The following is an 18,973-nucleotide window of genomic DNA, read 5'->3' as shown; positions in this document are numbered from 1 at the left end:
AGTGAATTGAGTGAATGAAAACCCCGTCGAGGGGCCGTCATCGGTGTAAGATTTCATGCCGCCCTCCCCGCCTGTAAGGCTTTGGGAAAACGGGCATAAAGAGCGGTGCGGCAGGCATCTATGCCCGCCTGATAGGAAAGCGGTGACAGCGGGTCGGGCAGAACCACCGTCGGGATGTCCTCGACGTTGATCGGTGCCCGCAGAGGCCGGCCGACCGAGGCCGCGTAATCCAGATATTTCAAGCGCGACTGCCCGATCGGGGCCAGCCAGCTGTTGGGCACACCATAGGCATCGGCCACGATCAACCCGTGCAGCGAAGACGCAAACACATGATCACACGCGGCAATCGCCGCGCAGACATCCTGCGCTTCCCCGCGCGGATCGATCAGCTGATACCGCGTGTCACTGGCGATCAGAGCCTGCAACACAGGGTCCTCCACCAGCGAATGATGCGGCACGATGCCGATCTTGCCGTTGGGCGCGCGGTCCTGCGGCCACACGGCGTTGATCAACAGACCGGGATCGCCAAACTCCGACAGTTCCAACCCCAGCAGCGCGGCAGTGATCGGCCCACGGACCAGAGCGATATCTACGTGATCGACAAACCCTGTCCCCTGCACCGGATGTAACAGGCCCGCCCCCCAGATCACCGGACGGTGGTCCTGCGCCTCGCTAAAGTTGCGCTTGACCACCTGCAAAAGCGACCCGATGGCCCAGACCTCCGCCTTGCGCACACCGGCATGCTCCACAGGCCGGCCCGCGACATGGGCGAGCACCACAGGGCTGAGGGCGTCCCCGAAATTCGGGACCGCCTTCCACCAGTGCAGGCGCAAGGGAGTGGTGTCCGCCGATGCCTGCATCAGAGCGCTGCGCCTTTGGTCCCTACGGTGATCATTCGCCATCCCCCTTGCGCAGCACCAACAGGGCCACACGGATTGCAGCGTAGATCATCGCAAAGATCAGCATCTGGAAGAACGTGTTCTCGAAGGCGACGAGCGTCAGCCCGCCCCCGCGAAACAGCGCCATCAGCACCCAGAAAACGAGCGCGGCAATGGTCACGTCCCATGTCAGCTTGCGCATCATCGTGATTACCCCACGGACCCTTCAAGCGAGATCGCAACCAGCGCTTGTGCTTCCATCGCGAACTCCATCGGCAAGGCCTGAAGCACGTCTTTACAAAACCCGTTCACGACCAAGGCAACCGCCTCTTCCTCGTCCATGCCGCGCGAACGGCAGTAGAACAGCTGATCGTCGTCTACTTTGGAGGTGGTCGCCTCATGCTCCACCCGGCTGCTGTTATTCTTGACCTCGATGTAAGGCACCGTGTGGGCCCCGCATTTGTCGCCGATCAACAAGCTGTCGCACTGGGTATAGTTGCGCGATTCCTTGGCTTTGGGGTGCATGGTCACCAAGCCGCGATAGGTGTTCTGCGCCTTGCCCGCCGAAATCCCCTTGGACACGATGCGCGATTTGGTGCGCTTGCCCAGGTGGATCATCTTGGTGCCGGTGTCGGCCTGTTGCATGTTATTGGCGATGGCGATGGAATAGAACTCACCCTGGCTATCGTCGCCGCGCAGAATGCAGGACGGGTACTTCCACGTCACGGCAGAGCCGGTTTCGACCTGCGTCCACATCACCTTGGCACGGTCGCCACGGCAATCTGCACGCTTGGTCACAAAGTTGTAGATCCCGCCCTTGCCGTCTTCATCACCGGGGTACCAGTTCTGTACGGTCGAATATTTCACCTCGGCGTCTTCCTCGATGATGATTTCAACCACGGCGGCGTGCAACTGGCTCTCGTCGCGCTGCGGCGCGGTACAGCCTTCAAGGTAGGACACATAGGACCCCTTGTCGGCAATGATCAGCGTGCGTTCAAACTGGCCGGTGTTTTCCGCGTTGATACGGAAATAGGTCGACAGCTCCATCGGACAGCGCACGCCCGGTGGCACATAAACGAACGACCCGTCAGAGAAGACGGCCGAGTTCAGCGTCGCATAGAAATTGTCATTCACCGGCACGACCGAACCAAGGTATTTCTTGACCAACTCGGGGTGTTCGCGGATCGCCTCGGAGATAGAGCAGAAGATCACGCCCGCCTTTTTCAGCTCGTCCTGAAAGGTGGTGCCGACCGAAACAGAGTCAAAAACCGCATCCACAGCCACCTTGCGGGGCTCGTCGCCAATCTTCTCTGCGCCTTCGACGCCTGCCAGAATCGCCTGCTCTTTCAACGGGATACCCAGCTTCTTGTAGGTCTCCAGCAGCTTGGGATCGACGTCATCCAGGCTCTTTGGTTTTTCCGCCATCGATTTCGGACGCGCATAGTAATACTGCTGCTGAAAGTCGATTTCCGGATAGTCGACCATCGCCCAGTTCGGCTCTTTCTTGGTCAGCCAGCGTTCATAGGCGGCCAGACGCCATTCCAGCATCCACTCGGGCTCTTCGTTCTTCTCCGAGATCAGCTTGACGATATCGGCGTTCAGACCCAAGGGGGCATAGTCCATCTCGATATCTGTGGACCACCCGTATTTATAGGCACCGCCGACTTCGCGCACGGCATCCACGGTTTCCTGATCGACGCCCTCTTTGACGCCGGTGTTCGGGTCGTCTTTGACCAAAGTGCTATCCATGCTTTTCATCCTTCAACTGGCGGCGCGCATCAAGCGGCCCGCGCCTCGTGTTTCTTCAATTTCGCGGTCCAGGCGTCTGCAAAACGCAAGACCTGTTCTTCTGTGGTGTCCGGCCCAAGCGATACGCGCACGGCACAGGATGCCTCAGCGTCGTCAAACCCCATCGCCGTCAACACCCGGCTTGTCGCCACCTTACCGCTAGAGCACGCAGACCCCGCGCTGATCGCAAAGCCCGCAAGGTCCATCTGCATCACCTGCGTCTCTCCGCGCCACCCGGGCGTGATAAAGCAAGAGGTGTTCGGCAAACGCGCCACGTCTTTCCCAACAAAAATAGTCTTCTTTGACGCAGCCTCAAGAGCCTTCTCTAGAACATTTCTAAGTTCTGCAACCCGTTCCCATACGCCATCCGCCAAATCCTGGGCTGCGGCAGCACACGCAGCCCCAAAACCGGCGATGCCGATGACGTTCTCTGTCCCCGCACGACGGCCCAATTCCTGTCCGCCCCCGCGCAACATCGGCTGCATCAATCCGGGCGTATATTCCGGCCCCGCGATCAGCGCGCCGATGCCCTTGGAACCGCCCAGCTTATGCGCCGAGACAGCCAAAGACGCATGGCGCCCCACATCCGAGCGCCAGCGCCCCAGATCCGACAGCTTACCCGCCGCTTGCACCGCGTCACGGAACACGCTTGCGGGCGACGCGTCCAAACGCGCCAGCTCGGCCAACAGGCTTTCCGGCTGCAACACCCCTGTCTCGCTATTGGCACGTTGCAAAAACAGTGTTTTGCCCGCCAAGGCTCCGTCCGGCAGCGCGTTCAAATCCACGTGACCATTGCGATCCACAGGCAATTGCTCGGCCTCCGGGCACCAGATGCGTACCGCTTCATGCTCCACGGCTGCGCCGGCCACATTGCCCGCGTCCTGCACCACCCCCGCAATTGCCTCGGTGGCACCGCTGGTAAAGATCACTTCCGACACATCGCAGCCGACCAAAGCTGCCACCTGCCCGCGTGCCTTCTCGACCATCATCTTGGCCGCACGCCCTTCGGCATGGACGCTGGACGGGTTGCCCGCCACATCCATCGCCGCCAGCATGGCCGCGCGCGCCTCTGCCCGCAGGGGCGTGGTCGCGTTATGATCAAGATATACTCTCACATCAGCTTCCAAATGGTCCTAAATCCCAGGGAGTGTGAGGGACAGCGTCCCTCATTCCGCATCCGCCTCGTCCACGATGGCAAAGAGGTTCGGCACCGCCGGACAGGGGGCAAGCTCGTTCGCGACAACATCCGACAGCCGCGTCTGGTGCAGAAAGACATAGACCTGTGCGCTCAGCCCCTCCCACAGGCGGTTGGTCAGCGACTGCGCCCGGCTGCCCGATGACCCGCCAGAGGCACCTGCCCCCACATGCATCGCATCGACCTTTTCATCGACCGCCGCCAGAATATCGACAACGCGAATGTCCGACGCGGGCCGCCCCAAGCGGTAGCCGCCGCCCGGACCACGCACCGACGACACCAGCTCGGCCCGGCGCAGCTTGACGAAAAGCTGCTCTAGGTACGGCAGGGAAATAGACTGACGCGTCGCGATATCGCCCAGATTGACCAGACGATCCGCAGGCTGAAGCGCTATATCGGCCAAAGCGACCATCGCATACCGCCCCTTGGTTGACAGCTTCATCGCAGTGTTCCCTTCCCCATAAGCGCCTGTTTGATTGACGACGACGCCTGAAATGCCTAAACGCAAAGTCTGACCCCCAGAAACGGGGATCACACAAGTTAGAACCGTTCTAAACTGCCCTAGCGAATTCGTCAACTATTCCGCTGCACTTAGAACCCCAAGCAGGGACGCTCATGCCCGAGGTTATTTTTCCCGGACCCGAAGGCCGCCTCGAAGGCCGCTACCATCCACAAAAAGAACGCGACGCACCAATCGCCATTCTGCTCCACCCGCATCCACAATTCGGCGGGACGATGAACCATAAGGTTGTGTATAATATGCACTATGCCTTCTACAATATGGGTTTCACCGTTCTGCGCTTCAATTTCCGCGGCGTGGGCCGGAGCCAGGGTGAATACGATCAGGGGGTTGGTGAACTCTCCGATGCGGCCTCGGCGCTGGATTACCTGCAATCGATGAACAACAACTCCAAGCACTGCTGGGTCGCCGGTTTCTCGTTTGGCGCATGGATCGGGATGCAGCTGCTGATGCGCCGCCCCGAGATCACGGGCTTCATCTCTGTCGCACCACCGGCGAATATGTATGACTTCAGCTTCCTCGCACCCTGCCCGGCCTCCGGTCTGGTGATCAACGGGACCGCTGACCGTGTGGCACCGCCCGCAGATACCGTGAACCTCGTGAACAAGTTGCACGAGCAGAAAGGCATCACCATCACCCACCAAGAGATCGAGGGTGCCGGCCACTTCTTTGAAGAGCCGCATATGGAGACGCTGATCACCTCTACCACAGATTACGTGAAGCGCCGCCTGACGGAGACAACCCGCTAATGGCGGATCCGACAGTCGTCGAACTGGCCAACCAAATGGCCGAAGAATGTCTGGCGGTCCAACGCGAAACCGGACAGGAGCGGCTTTTTATGGAAGTCGCTGCTGTTCTGGGCGCGTCGTCGCAGACAATGGAAGAAGCCTTTGTTACGGCGATCCGCACGCGGCTTGCCGCCGCACAGGGGCGTGACTTTATGGCCAAGGCGCTTGCCGCGCACCGTGCAAAGGAAAGCTGACGTATGACCACCAGACTTGAGCAGCAGATCGCCTTTCTGAACGAAGCGGACAAGCTCAAGTCGGTCACACGCGGGACCTTGCTTTGCGATGCATCGCGGGCCGAAAACTCGGCTGAACATAGCTGGCACTTGACGCTTTATGCGCTGGTGCTGGCGGATCACGCGGGCCCCGATGTCGACATCACCCGCGTCATCAAGATGCTGATCCTGCATGATCTGGTAGAGATTGACGCAGGCGACAACCCGATTTTCGGCAGCTACGACACTGCCGATATGGAAGCGCAGGAACAGCTTGCCGCTGATCGTATTTTTGGCCTCCTTCCCAACGACTTGCGCGATGATCTTCGCGCAACCTGGGAAGAGTTTGAAGCCAATGAGACCCCCACAGCCCGCTTTGCGAAATCGCTGGACCGGTTCCAGCCCCCGATGCAGAACCTCGCGGCGGGCGGCGGCAGCTGGGTTGAATATAAAGTGACCGAAGCGCAATTCGTGGAAAAAGTGGGCCGCAAAATCCAGACCGGCGCGCCGGGTCTTTGGGAGTTTGCCCGCGCCCGTGTCTCTGCATGGTTTGCCGCACGGAGCTAACTGCCCGCCCCCTCTACCCATCATCCCCAACCACGCGTGTCACACGCCTGTCGCAGCGCGATGATATGGGCTAAGCCGCGCAACTCTTTTCAGTATACCATTGCATACCGACTAGGCATTCTTGCCCGAATAGGCTATGCGGGTGTCAGTATCATTTCAAAGGACCGCAGATGATGACCAAGATCAAAGTGGAAAACCCGATCGTTGAGCTCGACGGTGATGAGATGACCCGCATCATGTGGGATTTCATTAAGAAAAAGCTGATCCTTCCCTATCTCGATGTGGATCTGAAATATTACGATCTGGGGATGGAGGTCCGCGACGAGACCAACGACCAGATCACCATAGACGCGGCCCACGCGATCAAGGAATACGGCGTGGGCGTCAAATGCGCGACCATCACCCCTGACGAGGCTCGGGTCGAGGAATTCGGCCTGAAAGAGATGTGGCGCTCCCCCAACGGGACGATCCGTAACATTCTGGGCGGCGTGATTTTCCGCCAGCCGATCATTTGCAAGAACGTCCCCCGCCTTGTGCCCGGTTGGACCAAGCCGATTGTCGTGGGCCGTCATGCCTATGGCGACCAGTATAAAGCGACCGATTTCAAATTTCCCGGCAAGGGCAAGCTGGCCCTGAAATTCGTCGGCGAGGACGGGACAGAGATTGAACGCGAGCTTTTCGACGCCCCCGACGCCGGTGTCGTGATGGGGATGTACAACCTTGATAAATCCATCATCGACTTCGCCCGCGCCTCGCTGAACTACGGTTTGAGCCTCGGCTGGCCGGTGTATCTGAGCACCAAGAACACGATCCTCAAGCAGTATGACGGCCGTTTCCTCGAGCTGTTCCAGCATATCTACGAGACCGAGTTCGAAGATAAATTCAAAGCGGCGGGCATTACCTATGAACACCGTCTGATCGACGACATGGTCGCCTGCGCGATGAAGTGGAACGGCGGCTATGTCTGGGCCTGCAAGAACTATGACGGCGACGTGCAGTCGGACACCGTTGCGCAGGGGTTCGGCTCGCTCGGGTTGATGACCTCCGTGCTGATGACCCCCGATGGCCAGACGGTCGAGGCTGAAGCCGCCCACGGCACGGTCACCCGCCACTATCGTCAGCACCAGAAGGGCGAGGAAACCTCGACCAACTCCATCGCGTCGATCTACGCATGGACCGGCGGGCTGAAGCACCGCGGCAAGCTGGATGGCAACGCCGAGCTGACACGCTTTGCCGAGACGCTCGAGAAAACCGTGGTGGACACAGTGGAATCGGGCTTCATGACCAAGGACCTCGCGCTGCTGGTCGGCCCTGACCAAGGTTGGCTGACCACAATGGGCTTCCTTGAAAAGGTGGACGAGAACCTGAACAAAGCGCTTGGCGCGCAGTAAGCCGAATGCTTAAAATAAGGGCCACTCTCAGCGAGTGGCCCTTTTTCTGTGCACGATCCCCCGCGTGACGTGATGTCATGGGGAAAAATATTATTCTGCACTGCAGCACCCCTAGACAGGTCAACATAGCTGCCCTATCTGAGCGATATGACATATGCTGATCCCCTCCACCATTCTTCGCTAGATGATGTTCAAGGCCTCAGCCTTGGGGTCTTTCTTTGCGGTATCGGAATTTTCGTGCTGACCTCTGCCGGTCTGATCACCGGACAGACGGCGGGCTTGGCGGTGATCATCGCCTATCTGACAGGCTATTCCTTCGGCACGGTCTTCTTCCTCATCAACCTGCCGTTCTACTTCCTTGCGTATAAACGGCTTGGGGCCGAGTTCACGATCAAATCGCTGATTTCCGTGACCATGCTGTCGGTCGTGACCGAATTCCTGCCCTATGGTTTCGCGATCCAGTCGCTCAGCCCTGCCCTCGCGGCGGTGATCTTTGGCGCGCTGGTGGGTCTGGGACTGCTGGCTATGTTCCGACACAACGGTTCGCTTGGCGGTCTTGGGGTGGTCGCCCTGCTGGTGCAAGACACCACGGGGTTCAAAGCCGGATGGGTCCAGCTGATCACCGACGCCGTGATCTTTTCAGTCGCATTGTTCCTGTTTCCAGCCTCTGTCGTGGGCTATTCGCTGCTTGGCGCACTGGTGCTGAACCTGATCATCACCTTCAACCACCGCCGCGACCGCTATATCGCGACCTGATCCACAGGCGTGTAGCACCCAGTCCCGCTCTTGACACCGGCCCGTGACCGCCGCAGGACTGGGCCGGAAAGCAGCAACGGGGGCGTCAGGATATGCATTACTTTTGGTTGATGATCGCGATCCTGACAGAAACGTTGGGCACCAGCGCTTTGCAAGCCTCGCAACAGTTTACGCGGCTTTGGCCCTCCGTCGGCGTCGTTGTCTGCTATGCGATTTCTTTCTACCTGATGGGGCTGACGCTCAAGGTGATGCCCGTGGGGATCGTCTATGCGATCTGGTCGGGCCTTGGCATCGTCTGCATCGCGGGCATCGGCTATATCGTGTTCGGACAAAAGCTCGACCTCGCCGCGGTGGTGGGCCTGTCGATGATCATCGGCGGCGTGCTGGTCATCCACCTGTTTTCCCATAGTGCGACCCACTAAGGCGCGCTATCTCGGAACCTGCCGCTGCTTTTAGGCGTTAGCGTGTAACGCAACGACCGAAAGTGCCGCATGTTAGATTCACTTAGCTCCGTTTGGGGCACCCTCCCCGACCCTTTGCGCAATCAGCTAGAAGGCTACGCCATCGGGTTCTGGAGCGTCCTGCCGCAGCTTATCCTGTCGATCGTTTTCCTGTGTTTTCTCTGGGCCATCATCCGCATCGTTCAGGCCGTTGTGCCCGGCGCCCTGCGCCGCGCCCATATGCGGCGGTCGCTTGTCGACGTGATCATGATGCTGATCGTGGTGGGCATGTGGCTCTTCGGGGTGCTGATCGCGGTGACCATCGCCTTCCCCACAATCACCCCCGGCAAGGCGCTGACCGCCCTGGGTGTGGGCGGTGTCGCCATCGGTTTCGCTTTCAAGGATGTGTTCGAAAACTTCCTCGCCGGTATCTTGCTGCTGATCCGCGAGCCCTTTGCGGTGGAGGATTACATCGAATGCGAAGGGTTTGAGGGTCAGGTCGAAGAGATCACGATCCGCGATACCCATGTGCGCCAGACCGACGGGCAGCTTGTGGTCGCCCCGAACGCGATGTTCTTCAAGAACCCCGTCACCATCCGTACCGCCCGCGATGTGCGCCGGACCACGGTGATCTGCGGCGTGGCCTACGGCGAGGATGTGGATGCCGCGCGCGACGTGATCGCCAATGCGGTGCGCGGCGTGGATGCGGTACGCGACGACGTGCGCGACGTCGAGATTTTTGCGCAGGAGTTCGCGGATAGCGCGATTAACTTCGAGGTCACATGGTGGACCGGCTCGCGCCCCATCGACATCCGCAGCAGCCGTGACAAAGTCGTGGCCGCCGTCAAACGCGCGCTGGATGATGCGGGCATCGAGATCCCCTTCCCCTATCGCACGCTGACCTTTAATGAACCGCTGCCCATCGACGACCGCCGCGACAGCACAGAAGACACAGGCACCGGCGGCTAATCGCCTTTAGGGCTAGCTTTCTGATGCCGGGCACGGTAAGCGCTGCGCAAATGCTGCGGTGCGAGAGCGTGCGCGGCCCCCTCCCGTATCAAAGGCATACCCCAATGGACATGCGTAACATCGCAATCATCGCTCACGTTGACCACGGCAAAACGACGCTGGTTGACGAGCTTCTGAAACAATCCGGCACCTACCGCGAAAACCAGGCCACAACCGAACGCGCGATGGACAGCAACGACCTGGAGCGCGAGCGCGGCATCACGATCTTTGCCAAGCCGACCTTCTGTCGTCTGGAACAACACACGCATCAACATCGTCGACACGCCCGGCCACGCCGACTTTGGCGGCGAGGTGGAACGCATCCTGTCGATGGTCGACGGTGTTGTCCTGCTGGTCGACGCGGCTGAAGGCCCGATGCCCCAGACCAAATTCGTGACCTCCAAAGCGCTGAAACTGGGCCTGCGCCCGATCGTCGTGCTGAACAAGGTCGACAAGGCCGACGCGGAGCCTGACCGCGCACTGGACGAATGTTTCGACCTTTTCGCCAGCCTTGACGCGACAGACGAACAGCTTGAATTCCCGCATATGTACGCCTCTGGCCGCTCCGGCTGGGCCGATGCAGAGCTGGACGGCCCGCGCAAAGACCTTAGCGCGCTGTTCGAGCTTGTGCTCAAGCATGTGCCTGCGCCCAAGCAGATCGAAAACGCCGACAAGCCCTTCACCATGCTGGCAACCACATTGGGCGGTGACCCCTTCCTGGGCCGTCTGCTGACGGGTCGCGTGGAAACAGGCACGCTGAAAGCCGGCCAAAGCATCAAGGCGATGTCGCGCGACGGCAAACTGATTGAAAACTTCCGCTGCACCAAGATCCTCGCCTTCCGCGGGCTGGAGCAGACAGCCATCGACGTGGCCGAAGCAGGTGACATCGTTTCCATCGCCGGTATGTCCAAGGCAACCGTGGCCGACACGCTGGCCGATACATCGGTGAACGAAGCCATCCCTGCCCAGCCGATCGATCCGCCCACCATCACCGTGACTTTCGGCATCAACGACAGCCCGCTGGCCGGTCGTGACGGCAAGAAAGTCCAGTCCCGCGTGATCCGCGAGCGCCTGATGAAGGAAGCCGAATCCAACGTCGCGATCAAAATCTCCGACACCCCCGGCGGCGACGCCTTCGAGGTTGCCGGTCGTGGCGAATTGCAAATGGGTGTTCTGATCGAGAACATGCGCCGCGAAGGGTTCGAGCTTTCGATCTCGCGCCCGCAGGTTCTGTTCCAGGAGATCGACGGTGTGCGTCACGAGCCCATCGAAGAAGCCACCATCGACGTGGATGACGAATACTCCGGCGCGGTCATCGAAAAGATCACTGGCACCCGTAAGGGCGAGTTGGTTGAAATGAAACCTGCCGGCGCCGGCAAAACCCGCATCATCGCCCATGTCCCGTCGCGCGGGCTGATCGGCTACCACGGTGAATTCCTGACCGACACACGCGGCACAGGCGTCATTAACCGCGTGTTCCATTCCTGGGCACCGCACAAAGGCACGATTCCCGGCCGTCGCGCGGGCGTCCTGATCTCGATGGAGAACGGCACCTCGGTGGCCTTCGCCCTGTGGAACCTTGAAGAACGCGGCAAGATGATGATCGGCGCACAGGCTGACGTCTATACCGGCATGATCATCGGCGAGCACAGCCGTGAGAACGATCTTGAGGTGAACCCGCTGAAGGGCAAAAAGCTGACCAACGTCCGCGCCTCGGGCACCGACGAGGCCGTCCGTCTGACCACGCCCATGACACTGAGCCTGGAAGAAGCCATCGCCTATATCGATGATGACGAACTGGTTGAAGTGACGCCAAACGCGGTCCGTCTGCGCAAGCGCTATCTGGACCCGCACGAGCGGAAACGGATGGCAAAGTCGGCGTAAACAAAGCGACGCTGGACCGGGGCTTTGCCCCGGACCCCAGGATTTTATACCATTTGGAAAGCGGGGCCGGTTTTGCCCTGCTTTTTTTATGTCTGGCGATGTGTGGGGGGGGGGAGGTTTGGTGCGGTCAGCGGCCTTGCTTGGCCGCTGACAAGAGCTTGGGTGCGGGCTTAGCCAGCTGGGCTTAGCCGTCGATCTCTACGACCATCAGCTCGCGTTCTGACGCGTCTTTGGCGTGGCTCAGCGCCTCTTGGTAGGCGTCGGAGTTGTAGCAATCGACCGCATCCTCGACAGAGGCGAAACGGGCCACAACATTGCGCGGGCGTTCCTTGCCTTCAAGCTGCACGAAGCGGCCACCACGGGCCAGAAAGCTGCCCCCATGCGCCGCGATGGCGGGGCCAGCAAGCTTGGCGTATTTACCATAGGCGTCCTCGTCAGTCACCGTGACATGTGCAATCCACAAAGCGGGCATCGTTTATCCTTTCAGAACATTTTCGGCTGCGGCAATCGCGGCCTCGGCGTTTGCGACATCTTTGGCACCGCCCTGGGCCATTTCAGGACGGCCACCGCCGCCCTTGCCGCCCAGTTCGGCAACGACTGTCTTGACGATATCAACCGCCGAGATCGTGGCGGCCAGATCGGCGGTGACACCCGCCGCGACCGCTGCTTTGCCGTCTGCATCAGCGATCAGCAGCACCGCACCGGACCCGAGCTTGGCCTTATGTTCGTCGATCAGCGCGGGAAGATCCTTGCCGGTCACACCGTTGACCACCTGCGCGATGAACTTGATCCCGTTCACCTCGCGCGGGGCCGCGGCACCGGCATCGCCACCGCCCGACATGGCCAGCTCACGGCGCAGCTGAGCGACTTCGTTAGCCAAGGCGCGGCGTTCGTCCAGCAAGGCACGGACGCGATCGGGCACATCCGCGGTCGAGGTCTTGAGCTCTGCCGCGACGCGTGTCAGCGCGGTTTCCTGCGTGCGCAGCCACTTGAGGGCTTCGGTGCCGGTCAGCGCCTCGATCCGGCGTATGCCGGAGCTGCTGGAGCTGTCGCCCAACAACACAAAGGCCCCGATGTCACCGGTCTGGCGCACGTGGGTACCACCGCAGAGTTCCAGCGAATAGGTCTGCTTGTCCGCGCCCTTGCCCGAACCGGCCTCGCGGCCCATAGAAACAACCCGCACCTCGTCGCCATACTTCTCGCCAAAGAGCGCCTGCGCCCCCATCTCGCGCGCGTCATCCGGGGTCATGATCCGGGTTTCCACGGCGGTGTTCTGGCGGATGTAGCTGTTCACCTCTTCCTCGACCGCGGCCAGTTGGTCGGCCGTCATCGGGTGGTTATGGCTATAATCAAAACGCAAACGATCCGCCGCATTCAAAGAGCCACGCTGCATCACGTGATCCCCCAAGGTCTTGCGCAGCGCCTCGTTCAGCAGGTGTGTGGCAGAGTGGTTCGCTCGGATCGAGGTCCGCCGCGCGTGGTCCACATCCAAGACCGCGGCCTGAGAGGTCTTGACTGTGCCCTCTGTCACCTCGCCGATATGGATGAAGACGCCCGCGGTCTTGCGCGTGTCGGTCACCGTGACCACGCCGCTGTCGGTCTTGATCGTGCCGGTGTCCCCGACCTGACCGCCGCTTTCGGCGTAAAACGGTGTCTGGTTCAGCGCGATCTGAACGCTGTCGCCCTGTTTCACCTCGGCCACCTGCGCCCCGTCCTGGATCAGCGCAACGATCTGCCCCTCGGCCGTTTCGGTGTCATAGCCCAGAAAATCGGTGGTGCCGGACTTTTCGGCCACATCGAACCAAATGGTCGCATCCGCCGCTTCGCCCGAACCGGACCATGCGGCACGCGCCTTGGCCTTTTGCGCATCCATCGCGGCGTTGAAGCCTTCAAGGTCAACCTTGCGGTCCTGTTCGCGCAAGGCATCTTGGGTCAGATCGACCGGGAAGCCGTAGGTGTCATAGAGTTTGAACGCAGCCTCGCCCGGCAGATCGGCACCGGCTGGCAGGCCCTTAAGTTCGTCATCCAGCAGCTTCAGACCGCGGTCCAACGTTTGTTTGAAGCGCGTTTCTTCCAGCAGCAGTGTCTCTGTAATCAGTGACTGCGCCTGCCCAAGTTCGGGGTAGGCCCCGCCCATCTGACGCACCAGTTCGGGCACAAGGCGGTGCATCAACGGGTCTTTCAGCCCCAGCAAATGCGCATGACGCATGGCCCGGCGCATGATCCGCCGCAGCACATAACCCCGCCCGTCGTTCGACGGCATCACCCCGTCCGCGATCAGAAAGGAGGTCGACCGCAGGTGGTCGGCGATCACGCGGTGGTGCGTCTTGCCCGGGCCATCCGGATCGGTGCTGGAGGCATGGGCGCTCGCCTCGATCAGGTTGCGCATCAGGTCGGTGGCATAGTTGTCGTTCGTGCCCTGCAGCAGCGCCGCGACCCGCTCGATCCCCATGCCAGTGTCGATCGATTGGTTCGGCAGTGCGGTGCGGCTGCCGTCCTCAAACTGTTCATACTGCATGAAAACAAGGTTCCAGATCTCGACAAACCGGTCGCCGTCTTCCTCTGGCGATCCGGGAGGGCCGCCCCAGATGTGATCTCCGTGGTCGTAAAAAATCTCGGAGCATGGGCCGCAAGGGCCGGTCGGCCCCATCATCCAGAAGTTGTCATCTGTCGCGATGCGAATGATCCGGTCGTCCGGCAGCCCGGCGACCTTCTTCCAGATGTCCGCAGCCTCGTCGTCGGTATGGTAAACGGTCACGTAAAGACGGTTGGGATCAATGCCCAGTTCTTTGGTAATCAGCTCCCATGAAAAGGCGATGGCCTCGGCCTTGAAATAGTCGCCAAAGCTGAAATTCCCCAGCATTTCAAAGAAGGTATGGTGCCGCGCTGTATAGCCCACATTGTCGAGGTCGTTATGTTTGCCCCCGGCGCGCACGCATTTCTGCGCTGTTGTCGCACGCGAATAATCGCGGGTTTCGACGCCAGTAAACAGGTTCTTGAACTGCACCATGCCAGAGTTCGCGAACATCAGCGTGGGGTCGTTTCGCGGCACCAGCGGGCTGGACGGCTGGATCGAGTGACCCTGCTTTTCAAAATAACCAAGGAAGGTTGATCGGATATCGTTGAGCGTCTTCATATGCGGGGCCTTTCGAGGGGCAAAAACAATTACCTTCGAATACCCTCGCGACAGAGCACTGTCCACAGGCAGCCCCCATGAAAAAAGGCGCGCCCTGGGGGCACGCCTTTTCTAACCACTTGCGGTGCAAGCCTTTACGCTTCGAGAATATCCGCGTCGTCGCTGTCGGAGCCGTCGAAGTCCAGCCCATGGGCCGCGCGGATCTTGTCTTCGATCTCATTTGCCATGGCGGTGTTTTCTTTCAGGAAGGTCTTGGCGTTTTCACGCCCCTGCCCGATCCGTTCATCGCCATAGCTGAACCACGATCCCGATTTATCAACCACGCCAGCCTTGACCCCTAGATCCAGCAGCTCGCCCATCTTGGAGATCCCTTCCCCATACATGATGTCGAATTCGACCTGCTTGAACGGTGCGGCCACCTTGTTCTTGACGATCTTGACCCGTGTGGCGTTGCCGACCACCTCGTCACGATCCTTGAGCGCGCCAATGCGGCGGATGTCCAGACGCACGGAAGAATAGAATTTCAGCGCGTTCCCACCGGTCGTCGTTTCGGGCGACCCGAACATAACGCCGATTTTCATCCGGATCTGGTTGATGAAAATCACCATGCAGTTCGACCGCGAGATCGAGCCTGTCAGTTTCCGCATTGCCTGGCTCATCAGACGGGCCTGCACCCCGACAGAGCTGTCGCCCATATCGCCTTCCAGCTCGGACTTTGGCGTCAAAGCCGCGACGGAGTCGACCACCACCATATTCACCGCACCGGAGCGGACCAACGTATCCGTAATTTCAAGCGCTTGTTCGCCGGTGTCAGGCTGGGAAATCAGCAGCTCGTCAATATCAACGCCCAGTTTGCGCGCGTATTGCGGGTCAAGCGCGTGTTCCGCGTCGACAAACGCACAAACGCCGCCGTTTTTCTGCTGCTCCGCAACACAATGCAGGGTCAATGTGGTCTTACCCGAGGATTCCGGGCCGTAAATCTCGATGATCCGCCCCATGGGCAGACCGCCGATACCAAGCGCGATATCCAGCCCCAACGAACCGGTCGAGCTTGCCTTGATGTCCTGAATGGCCCCTTCGGCCCCCAGCTTCATGATAGACCCTTTGCCGAACTGGCGTTCAATCTGTGCCAGCGCGCTGTCCAGGGCCTTTTGCTTCTCAGCTTGTTTCTTGTTGTCCATAGTCAAAAGATCTGCCGTTGCCATGATAGGTTATCCTCTTACTGTCACAGTGGTCTGCAAGCCGCAATCATCATGCCCCGACCATCTTGATGTTCTTTCTATGTTCCATATGAGATCAAAATGAGAACATTACAATGTATTTGTTTGCCCTTTCATCTATTTATTGAACTGATTAACATTCGGTTGATACGCGAAAATTACTATTCGACTGACGAAAGGTTTTCTTTCAAGTGCTTGTTTTCTTTAAGGAACGCCTTGCGTTTTTGTCGGTTCCAAAAACCGGCACCACCGCATATGAAACCGCTTTGGCCCCCCGGGCGGATATGGTCATTTCTGAACCGCCCATGCTGAAACATGCGCCGGTCTATCGCTACAACCGGTTTATTCGCCCGATGTTTCTGAAAGTCTGTGACACGGAGCTTGAATTGATGGCCGTCATGCGCGAACCGATCAGTTGGCTGGGCAGTTGGTATCGTTATCGCCAGCGGCCCTTTATGCAAGGCAAGCCCAATGCCACCTTTGATGTGAGTTTTGATGAATTCATTCTTGCCTATATGAAGGGGAAAAAACCGGGATTTGCCGACGTGGGCAGCCAGCTCAACTTTATGGCAGCGCAACCGAACGGAACGGGCATAACCCATTATTTTCGATACGAGAATCAGGATCGGTTAAAAGGTTTTCTTGAACAAAGGCTCGACGTGACGCTTGATCTGAAACAAGAGAACGTGTCCCCCCAAATGGACCTGCATCTTTCCCCGGAGATAGAGCAACGTTTCAAACGCAAATTCGCAGATGAATTCGCGCTTTACGACTCGATCGAGTAGCGACCAGCCAGCCTATTGGATCTGACTGTTCACAGTGTTCGTCAGCTCCGTCAGCGAAAACGGTTTAGGCAGGAAAACAGAATTGGGAATTGTCATCTGGGCATCGCCGAAACTGTCCTCGGCATAGCCAGAGACAAAGACCACAGGCACCCCCGGTCGTGCTTTCAGCGCCTCGCGTACCCAGGTGGGGCCATCCATCCCCGGCATGATCACATCGGTCACAAAGACATCAATATTAAGCGCTTGGTCCTCAAGGGTTTTTAGTGCCATCTCGGCCGAGTCGGCTTCTAGAACGGTATAGCCGCGCATGCGCAGCGCGCGGCTGGCAAATGCACGCACCGGTGCTTCGTCTTCGACCAGCAAAACGGTCCCGTCCTCTCTTTTCGATCCGGTCGGGGAAGCGGTTAGTTTCATCGGAGCTGATGCCTCCGCGCCCTTGCTATGGCACGGGAAATACAGGGTGAAGGTGGTGCCTTCCCCGATCGTGCTATCGACGAAAATATAGCCCCCCGACTGTTTGACAATACCGTAGGCGGTGGAGAGCCCCAGCCCCGTCCCCTCCCCGGTCCGTTTGGTGGTGTAGAAGGGTTCAAACACTTTTTGCAACCGGTCCCGCGGGATACCTTCGCCCTCGTCGGTGACCTCAACCGTTACGTATTCCCCGACGGGCACGGTCACCCGATCACGTGTAAGTGGTTCAGCCAGCTGGGTATTTTCTGTCGTGACCTTGATTTCCCCGCCCATGGGCATCGCATCGCGCGCGTTCACGATCAGGTTCATCAACACCTGTTCCAACTGCCGTTTATCTGCGCGGATGGGTTGCAGGATCGGGTCATGGCTGAGCGTCAGGGTCACCGTTTCACCAACCAGACGATTAAGCAAATGGGTCAGGTCGGCAAGCGTGTCGCGCATATTGACCGTCTCGGGGCGGAGCGTCTGCTTGCGTGAAAAGGCGAGCAACTGCCCCACCAAAGCCGCAGCGCGGTTGGCATTCTGGTCGATCTGTACCAGATCGCTGTAATCACGATCGCCCGGGTCATGGCGCAGAAGGAGCAGGTCACAGTGGCCGGAAATAGCGGTGAGCAGATTGTTAAAATCATGGGCAACGCCCCCGGCAAGCTGCCCGATAGCCTGCATTTTTTGACTTTGGGTAAACTGCGCTTCCAACGATTTAAGCTCGGTCGCGTCATGTAGCACGGCGATCAGAGTGGGCGTGCCGCCTTCGGAAATCAGGCTTAACCTTATCTGCACAAACACTTCCCGATCGCTGCGTTTGAGCCTGAGGAACTCGGGCTTTTGCAGCAATCTTCCTTCCAGCGTATCTTGCAACCAGTCCGAGATTGACCGCCCCAGCCCCTCCATCACGTCGGCAAGCGACACGCCTTCCGTCAATTCCGCGCCCACCAACTGCTCTGCCGGCGCGTTGAAGGACAAAACCTCGCCGCTCGGGGCGACTTTGATGAGCGGGATCGGCAGGTTTTGAAGCGCGGACCATCCTGCGTCCTGAAACCGGTCGTTTGCATGGGGCAGAAAATACAATGCGCGGCGGTTGGCCGAGGCTCCGATCTCGGCGACGGTCATGCATATGGGGCCTTTGGCAGTCTGCACGGTGACCATTTCCCCCGAAGCGATGGGGATATCGCCGATGATCTGGTTCAACGCCGTCACGCGCCTGCCGACAAGGCTCCGGGCCGCGGCGTTCATGAACAAAATGACATTGGAGTTGCTGGCCATGACCATTGGCAACCCGTGGTCGCTTGTACCAGCGCCGTTTTCGGACGCGTCCCACAAGGTTTCGAGCCGCCAAAATAGATCTTCCCCCACGCGGTGCGCGGACAGGCGCATGGTGCCGTCACGGGTGTTGATGTCTTCTTTCGCAGCGCCCCCTTCCGTCGCCTTGGCCGCGAGCCGAGACGACAGCGCCTCAGGGTCCGCGAAAAGCGGCGCGAGCAGGTCGGCGATTGTGGGCTGTGCCGGACGCAGAAAGGTGGTTAACGCGACGTTGTTCTGCGCAACGATATCGCCTTCCTTGGTGGTAAGCACACAGGGGTTCGGATCATCAGCCATCGTGGTTTTTGCCGCCGCACGCTGCGCGCGTTGCACGCGCCGGCGGCGCAGCGCGACCACAAAGCTAACCAAGACAGCAAGGCCGACAGTGGCGCTGGCGGCCTGTAGAACGATGGCCAAAGAGCGCGCTGGAGCGATTGAACCAAGGATGGCGGCGAAGATAACAAAGGCTGATAGAACCAGCCAACGCTTACCAAAGACGATCTGACGAGCCGCACTTTCTTGAGCCAACACTTTCCCCCTAAATCATGAAACCGAGTTCATTTAGACTTAGGAGGGTTAATGTGCTGTTAATTTCGTATCAGGTCAAAGGAAATAACATCTTCAAGTTGTTTCAA

17 protein-coding genes and 1 pseudogene are annotated in these 18,973 nt (G+C 59.3%); 9 read left to right on the top strand and 9 right to left on the bottom strand.

Features of this window, described 5'->3' with window-relative positions; translation table 11 throughout:
* Positions 1 to 53: 53 nt before the first annotated feature.
* Genes SJY36_RS07585 through SJY36_RS07565 form a run of 5 tightly spaced genes read right to left on the bottom strand, consistent with a single transcriptional unit; the run spans position 54 to position 4,303 of the window.
* Positions 54 to 860, bottom strand: coding sequence for a polysaccharide pyruvyl transferase family protein (locus SJY36_RS07585; protein ID WP_386174019.1), 807 nt, complete (start codon positions 858 to 860; stop codon positions 54 to 56).
* Positions 861 to 891: 31 nt separating this feature from the next.
* On the bottom strand, positions 892 to 1,083 hold the full coding sequence (locus SJY36_RS07580; protein WP_005853232.1) for a hypothetical protein: 192 nt from the start codon (positions 1,081 to 1,083) through the stop codon (positions 892 to 894).
* Between the two features lie 5 nt (positions 1,084 to 1,088).
* A complete protein-coding gene (gene sufB / locus SJY36_RS07575) occupies positions 1,089 to 2,627 on the bottom strand; it encodes a Fe-S cluster assembly protein SufB (protein WP_005853229.1) in 1,539 nt (512 codons plus the stop codon).
* Between the two features lie 29 nt (positions 2,628 to 2,656).
* A complete protein-coding gene (locus SJY36_RS07570; RefSeq protein WP_386174016.1) occupies positions 2,657 to 3,781 on the bottom strand; it encodes a cysteine desulfurase family protein in 1,125 nt (374 codons plus the stop codon).
* Positions 3,782 to 3,832: 51 nt separating this feature from the next.
* Entirely contained in the window at positions 3,833 to 4,303 is a 471-nt protein-coding gene (locus SJY36_RS07565) for an Rrf2 family transcriptional regulator (protein WP_132996685.1), read from the bottom strand.
* A 173-nt stretch (positions 4,304 to 4,476) separates the two neighbouring features.
* Here SJY36_RS07565 and SJY36_RS07560 point away from each other — a divergent pair, with 173 nt between their 5' ends.
* From SJY36_RS07560 to typA, 8 genes and pseudogenes are all read left to right on the top strand, one after another.
* Positions 4,477 to 5,130 carry an alpha/beta hydrolase gene (locus SJY36_RS07560; RefSeq protein ID WP_005853224.1) on the top strand — a complete coding sequence of 218 codons (654 nt, stop codon included), beginning with the start codon at positions 4,477 to 4,479 and terminating at the stop codon, positions 5,128 to 5,130.
* Positions 5,130 to 5,363, top strand: coding sequence for a hypothetical protein (locus tag SJY36_RS07555; protein WP_005853222.1), 234 nt, complete (start codon positions 5,130 to 5,132; stop codon positions 5,361 to 5,363). The genes SJY36_RS07560 and SJY36_RS07555 overlap by 1 nt, the downstream gene beginning before the upstream one ends.
* Before the next feature lie 3 nt (positions 5,364 to 5,366).
* Positions 5,367 to 5,948 (top strand): HD family hydrolase, encoded by a 582-nt coding sequence (locus tag SJY36_RS07550; protein WP_386174011.1) that lies wholly within the window; start codon positions 5,367 to 5,369, stop codon positions 5,946 to 5,948.
* A gap of 173 nt (positions 5,949 to 6,121) precedes the next feature.
* Complete coding sequence (locus SJY36_RS07545; RefSeq protein WP_386174008.1) at positions 6,122 to 7,339, top strand: NADP-dependent isocitrate dehydrogenase; 1,218 nt, start codon at positions 6,122 to 6,124, stop codon at positions 7,337 to 7,339.
* A gap of 147 nt (positions 7,340 to 7,486) precedes the next feature.
* A complete protein-coding gene (locus SJY36_RS07540) occupies positions 7,487 to 8,095 on the top strand; it encodes a YitT family protein (RefSeq protein ID WP_005853215.1) in 609 nt (202 codons plus the stop codon).
* A gap of 92 nt (positions 8,096 to 8,187) precedes the next feature.
* Positions 8,188 to 8,517: a multidrug efflux SMR transporter gene (locus tag SJY36_RS07535; protein ID WP_005853213.1), complete on the top strand. Its 330-nt coding sequence runs from the start codon at positions 8,188 to 8,190 to the stop codon at positions 8,515 to 8,517.
* 114 nt (positions 8,518 to 8,631) lie between these two features.
* A complete protein-coding gene (locus SJY36_RS07530) occupies positions 8,632 to 9,504 on the top strand; it encodes a mechanosensitive ion channel family protein (protein WP_037944141.1) in 873 nt (290 codons plus the stop codon).
* Between the two features lie 23 nt (positions 9,505 to 9,527).
* Positions 9,528 to 11,427: pseudogene (gene typA / locus SJY36_RS07525) on the top strand (translational GTPase TypA).
* A gap of 184 nt (positions 11,428 to 11,611) precedes the next feature.
* Here the strand turns inward: typA and SJY36_RS07520 are convergent.
* From SJY36_RS07520 to recA, 3 genes are all read right to left on the bottom strand, one after another.
* Positions 11,612 to 11,899 (bottom strand): DUF1330 domain-containing protein, encoded by a 288-nt coding sequence (locus tag SJY36_RS07520; RefSeq protein WP_009826907.1) that lies wholly within the window; start codon positions 11,897 to 11,899, stop codon positions 11,612 to 11,614.
* A 3-nt stretch (positions 11,900 to 11,902) separates the two neighbouring features.
* On the bottom strand, positions 11,903 to 14,563 hold the full coding sequence (alaS, locus tag SJY36_RS07515) for an alanine--tRNA ligase (RefSeq protein WP_386174004.1): 2,661 nt from the start codon (positions 14,561 to 14,563) through the stop codon (positions 11,903 to 11,905).
* Between the two features lie 134 nt (positions 14,564 to 14,697).
* Positions 14,698 to 15,768, bottom strand: coding sequence for a recombinase RecA (gene recA, locus SJY36_RS07510; protein WP_005853202.1), 1,071 nt, complete (start codon positions 15,766 to 15,768; stop codon positions 14,698 to 14,700).
* A gap of 206 nt (positions 15,769 to 15,974) precedes the next feature.
* Between recA and SJY36_RS07505 the strand changes: the two genes are divergently transcribed.
* On the top strand, positions 15,975 to 16,568 hold the full coding sequence (locus tag SJY36_RS07505) for a hypothetical protein (RefSeq protein ID WP_009826904.1): 594 nt from the start codon (positions 15,975 to 15,977) through the stop codon (positions 16,566 to 16,568).
* A 12-nt stretch (positions 16,569 to 16,580) separates the two neighbouring features.
* Here SJY36_RS07505 and SJY36_RS07500 read toward each other — a convergent pair whose 3' ends face one another.
* Positions 16,581 to 18,866, bottom strand: a complete 2,286-nt coding sequence (locus SJY36_RS07500) for an ATP-binding protein (RefSeq protein ID WP_386174000.1) — start codon at positions 18,864 to 18,866, stop codon at positions 16,581 to 16,583.
* Between the last annotated feature and the right edge of the window lie 107 nt (positions 18,867 to 18,973).

Origin of the sequence: Sulfitobacter sp. R86518 (assembly GCF_042466275.1) — a bacterium.
GTDB lineage: Bacteria > Pseudomonadota > Alphaproteobacteria > Rhodobacterales > Rhodobacteraceae > Sulfitobacter > Sulfitobacter pontiacus.
The sequence above is the reverse complement of the archived record's forward strand: the minus strand, read 5'-3'. Positions and strand labels throughout refer to the sequence as shown.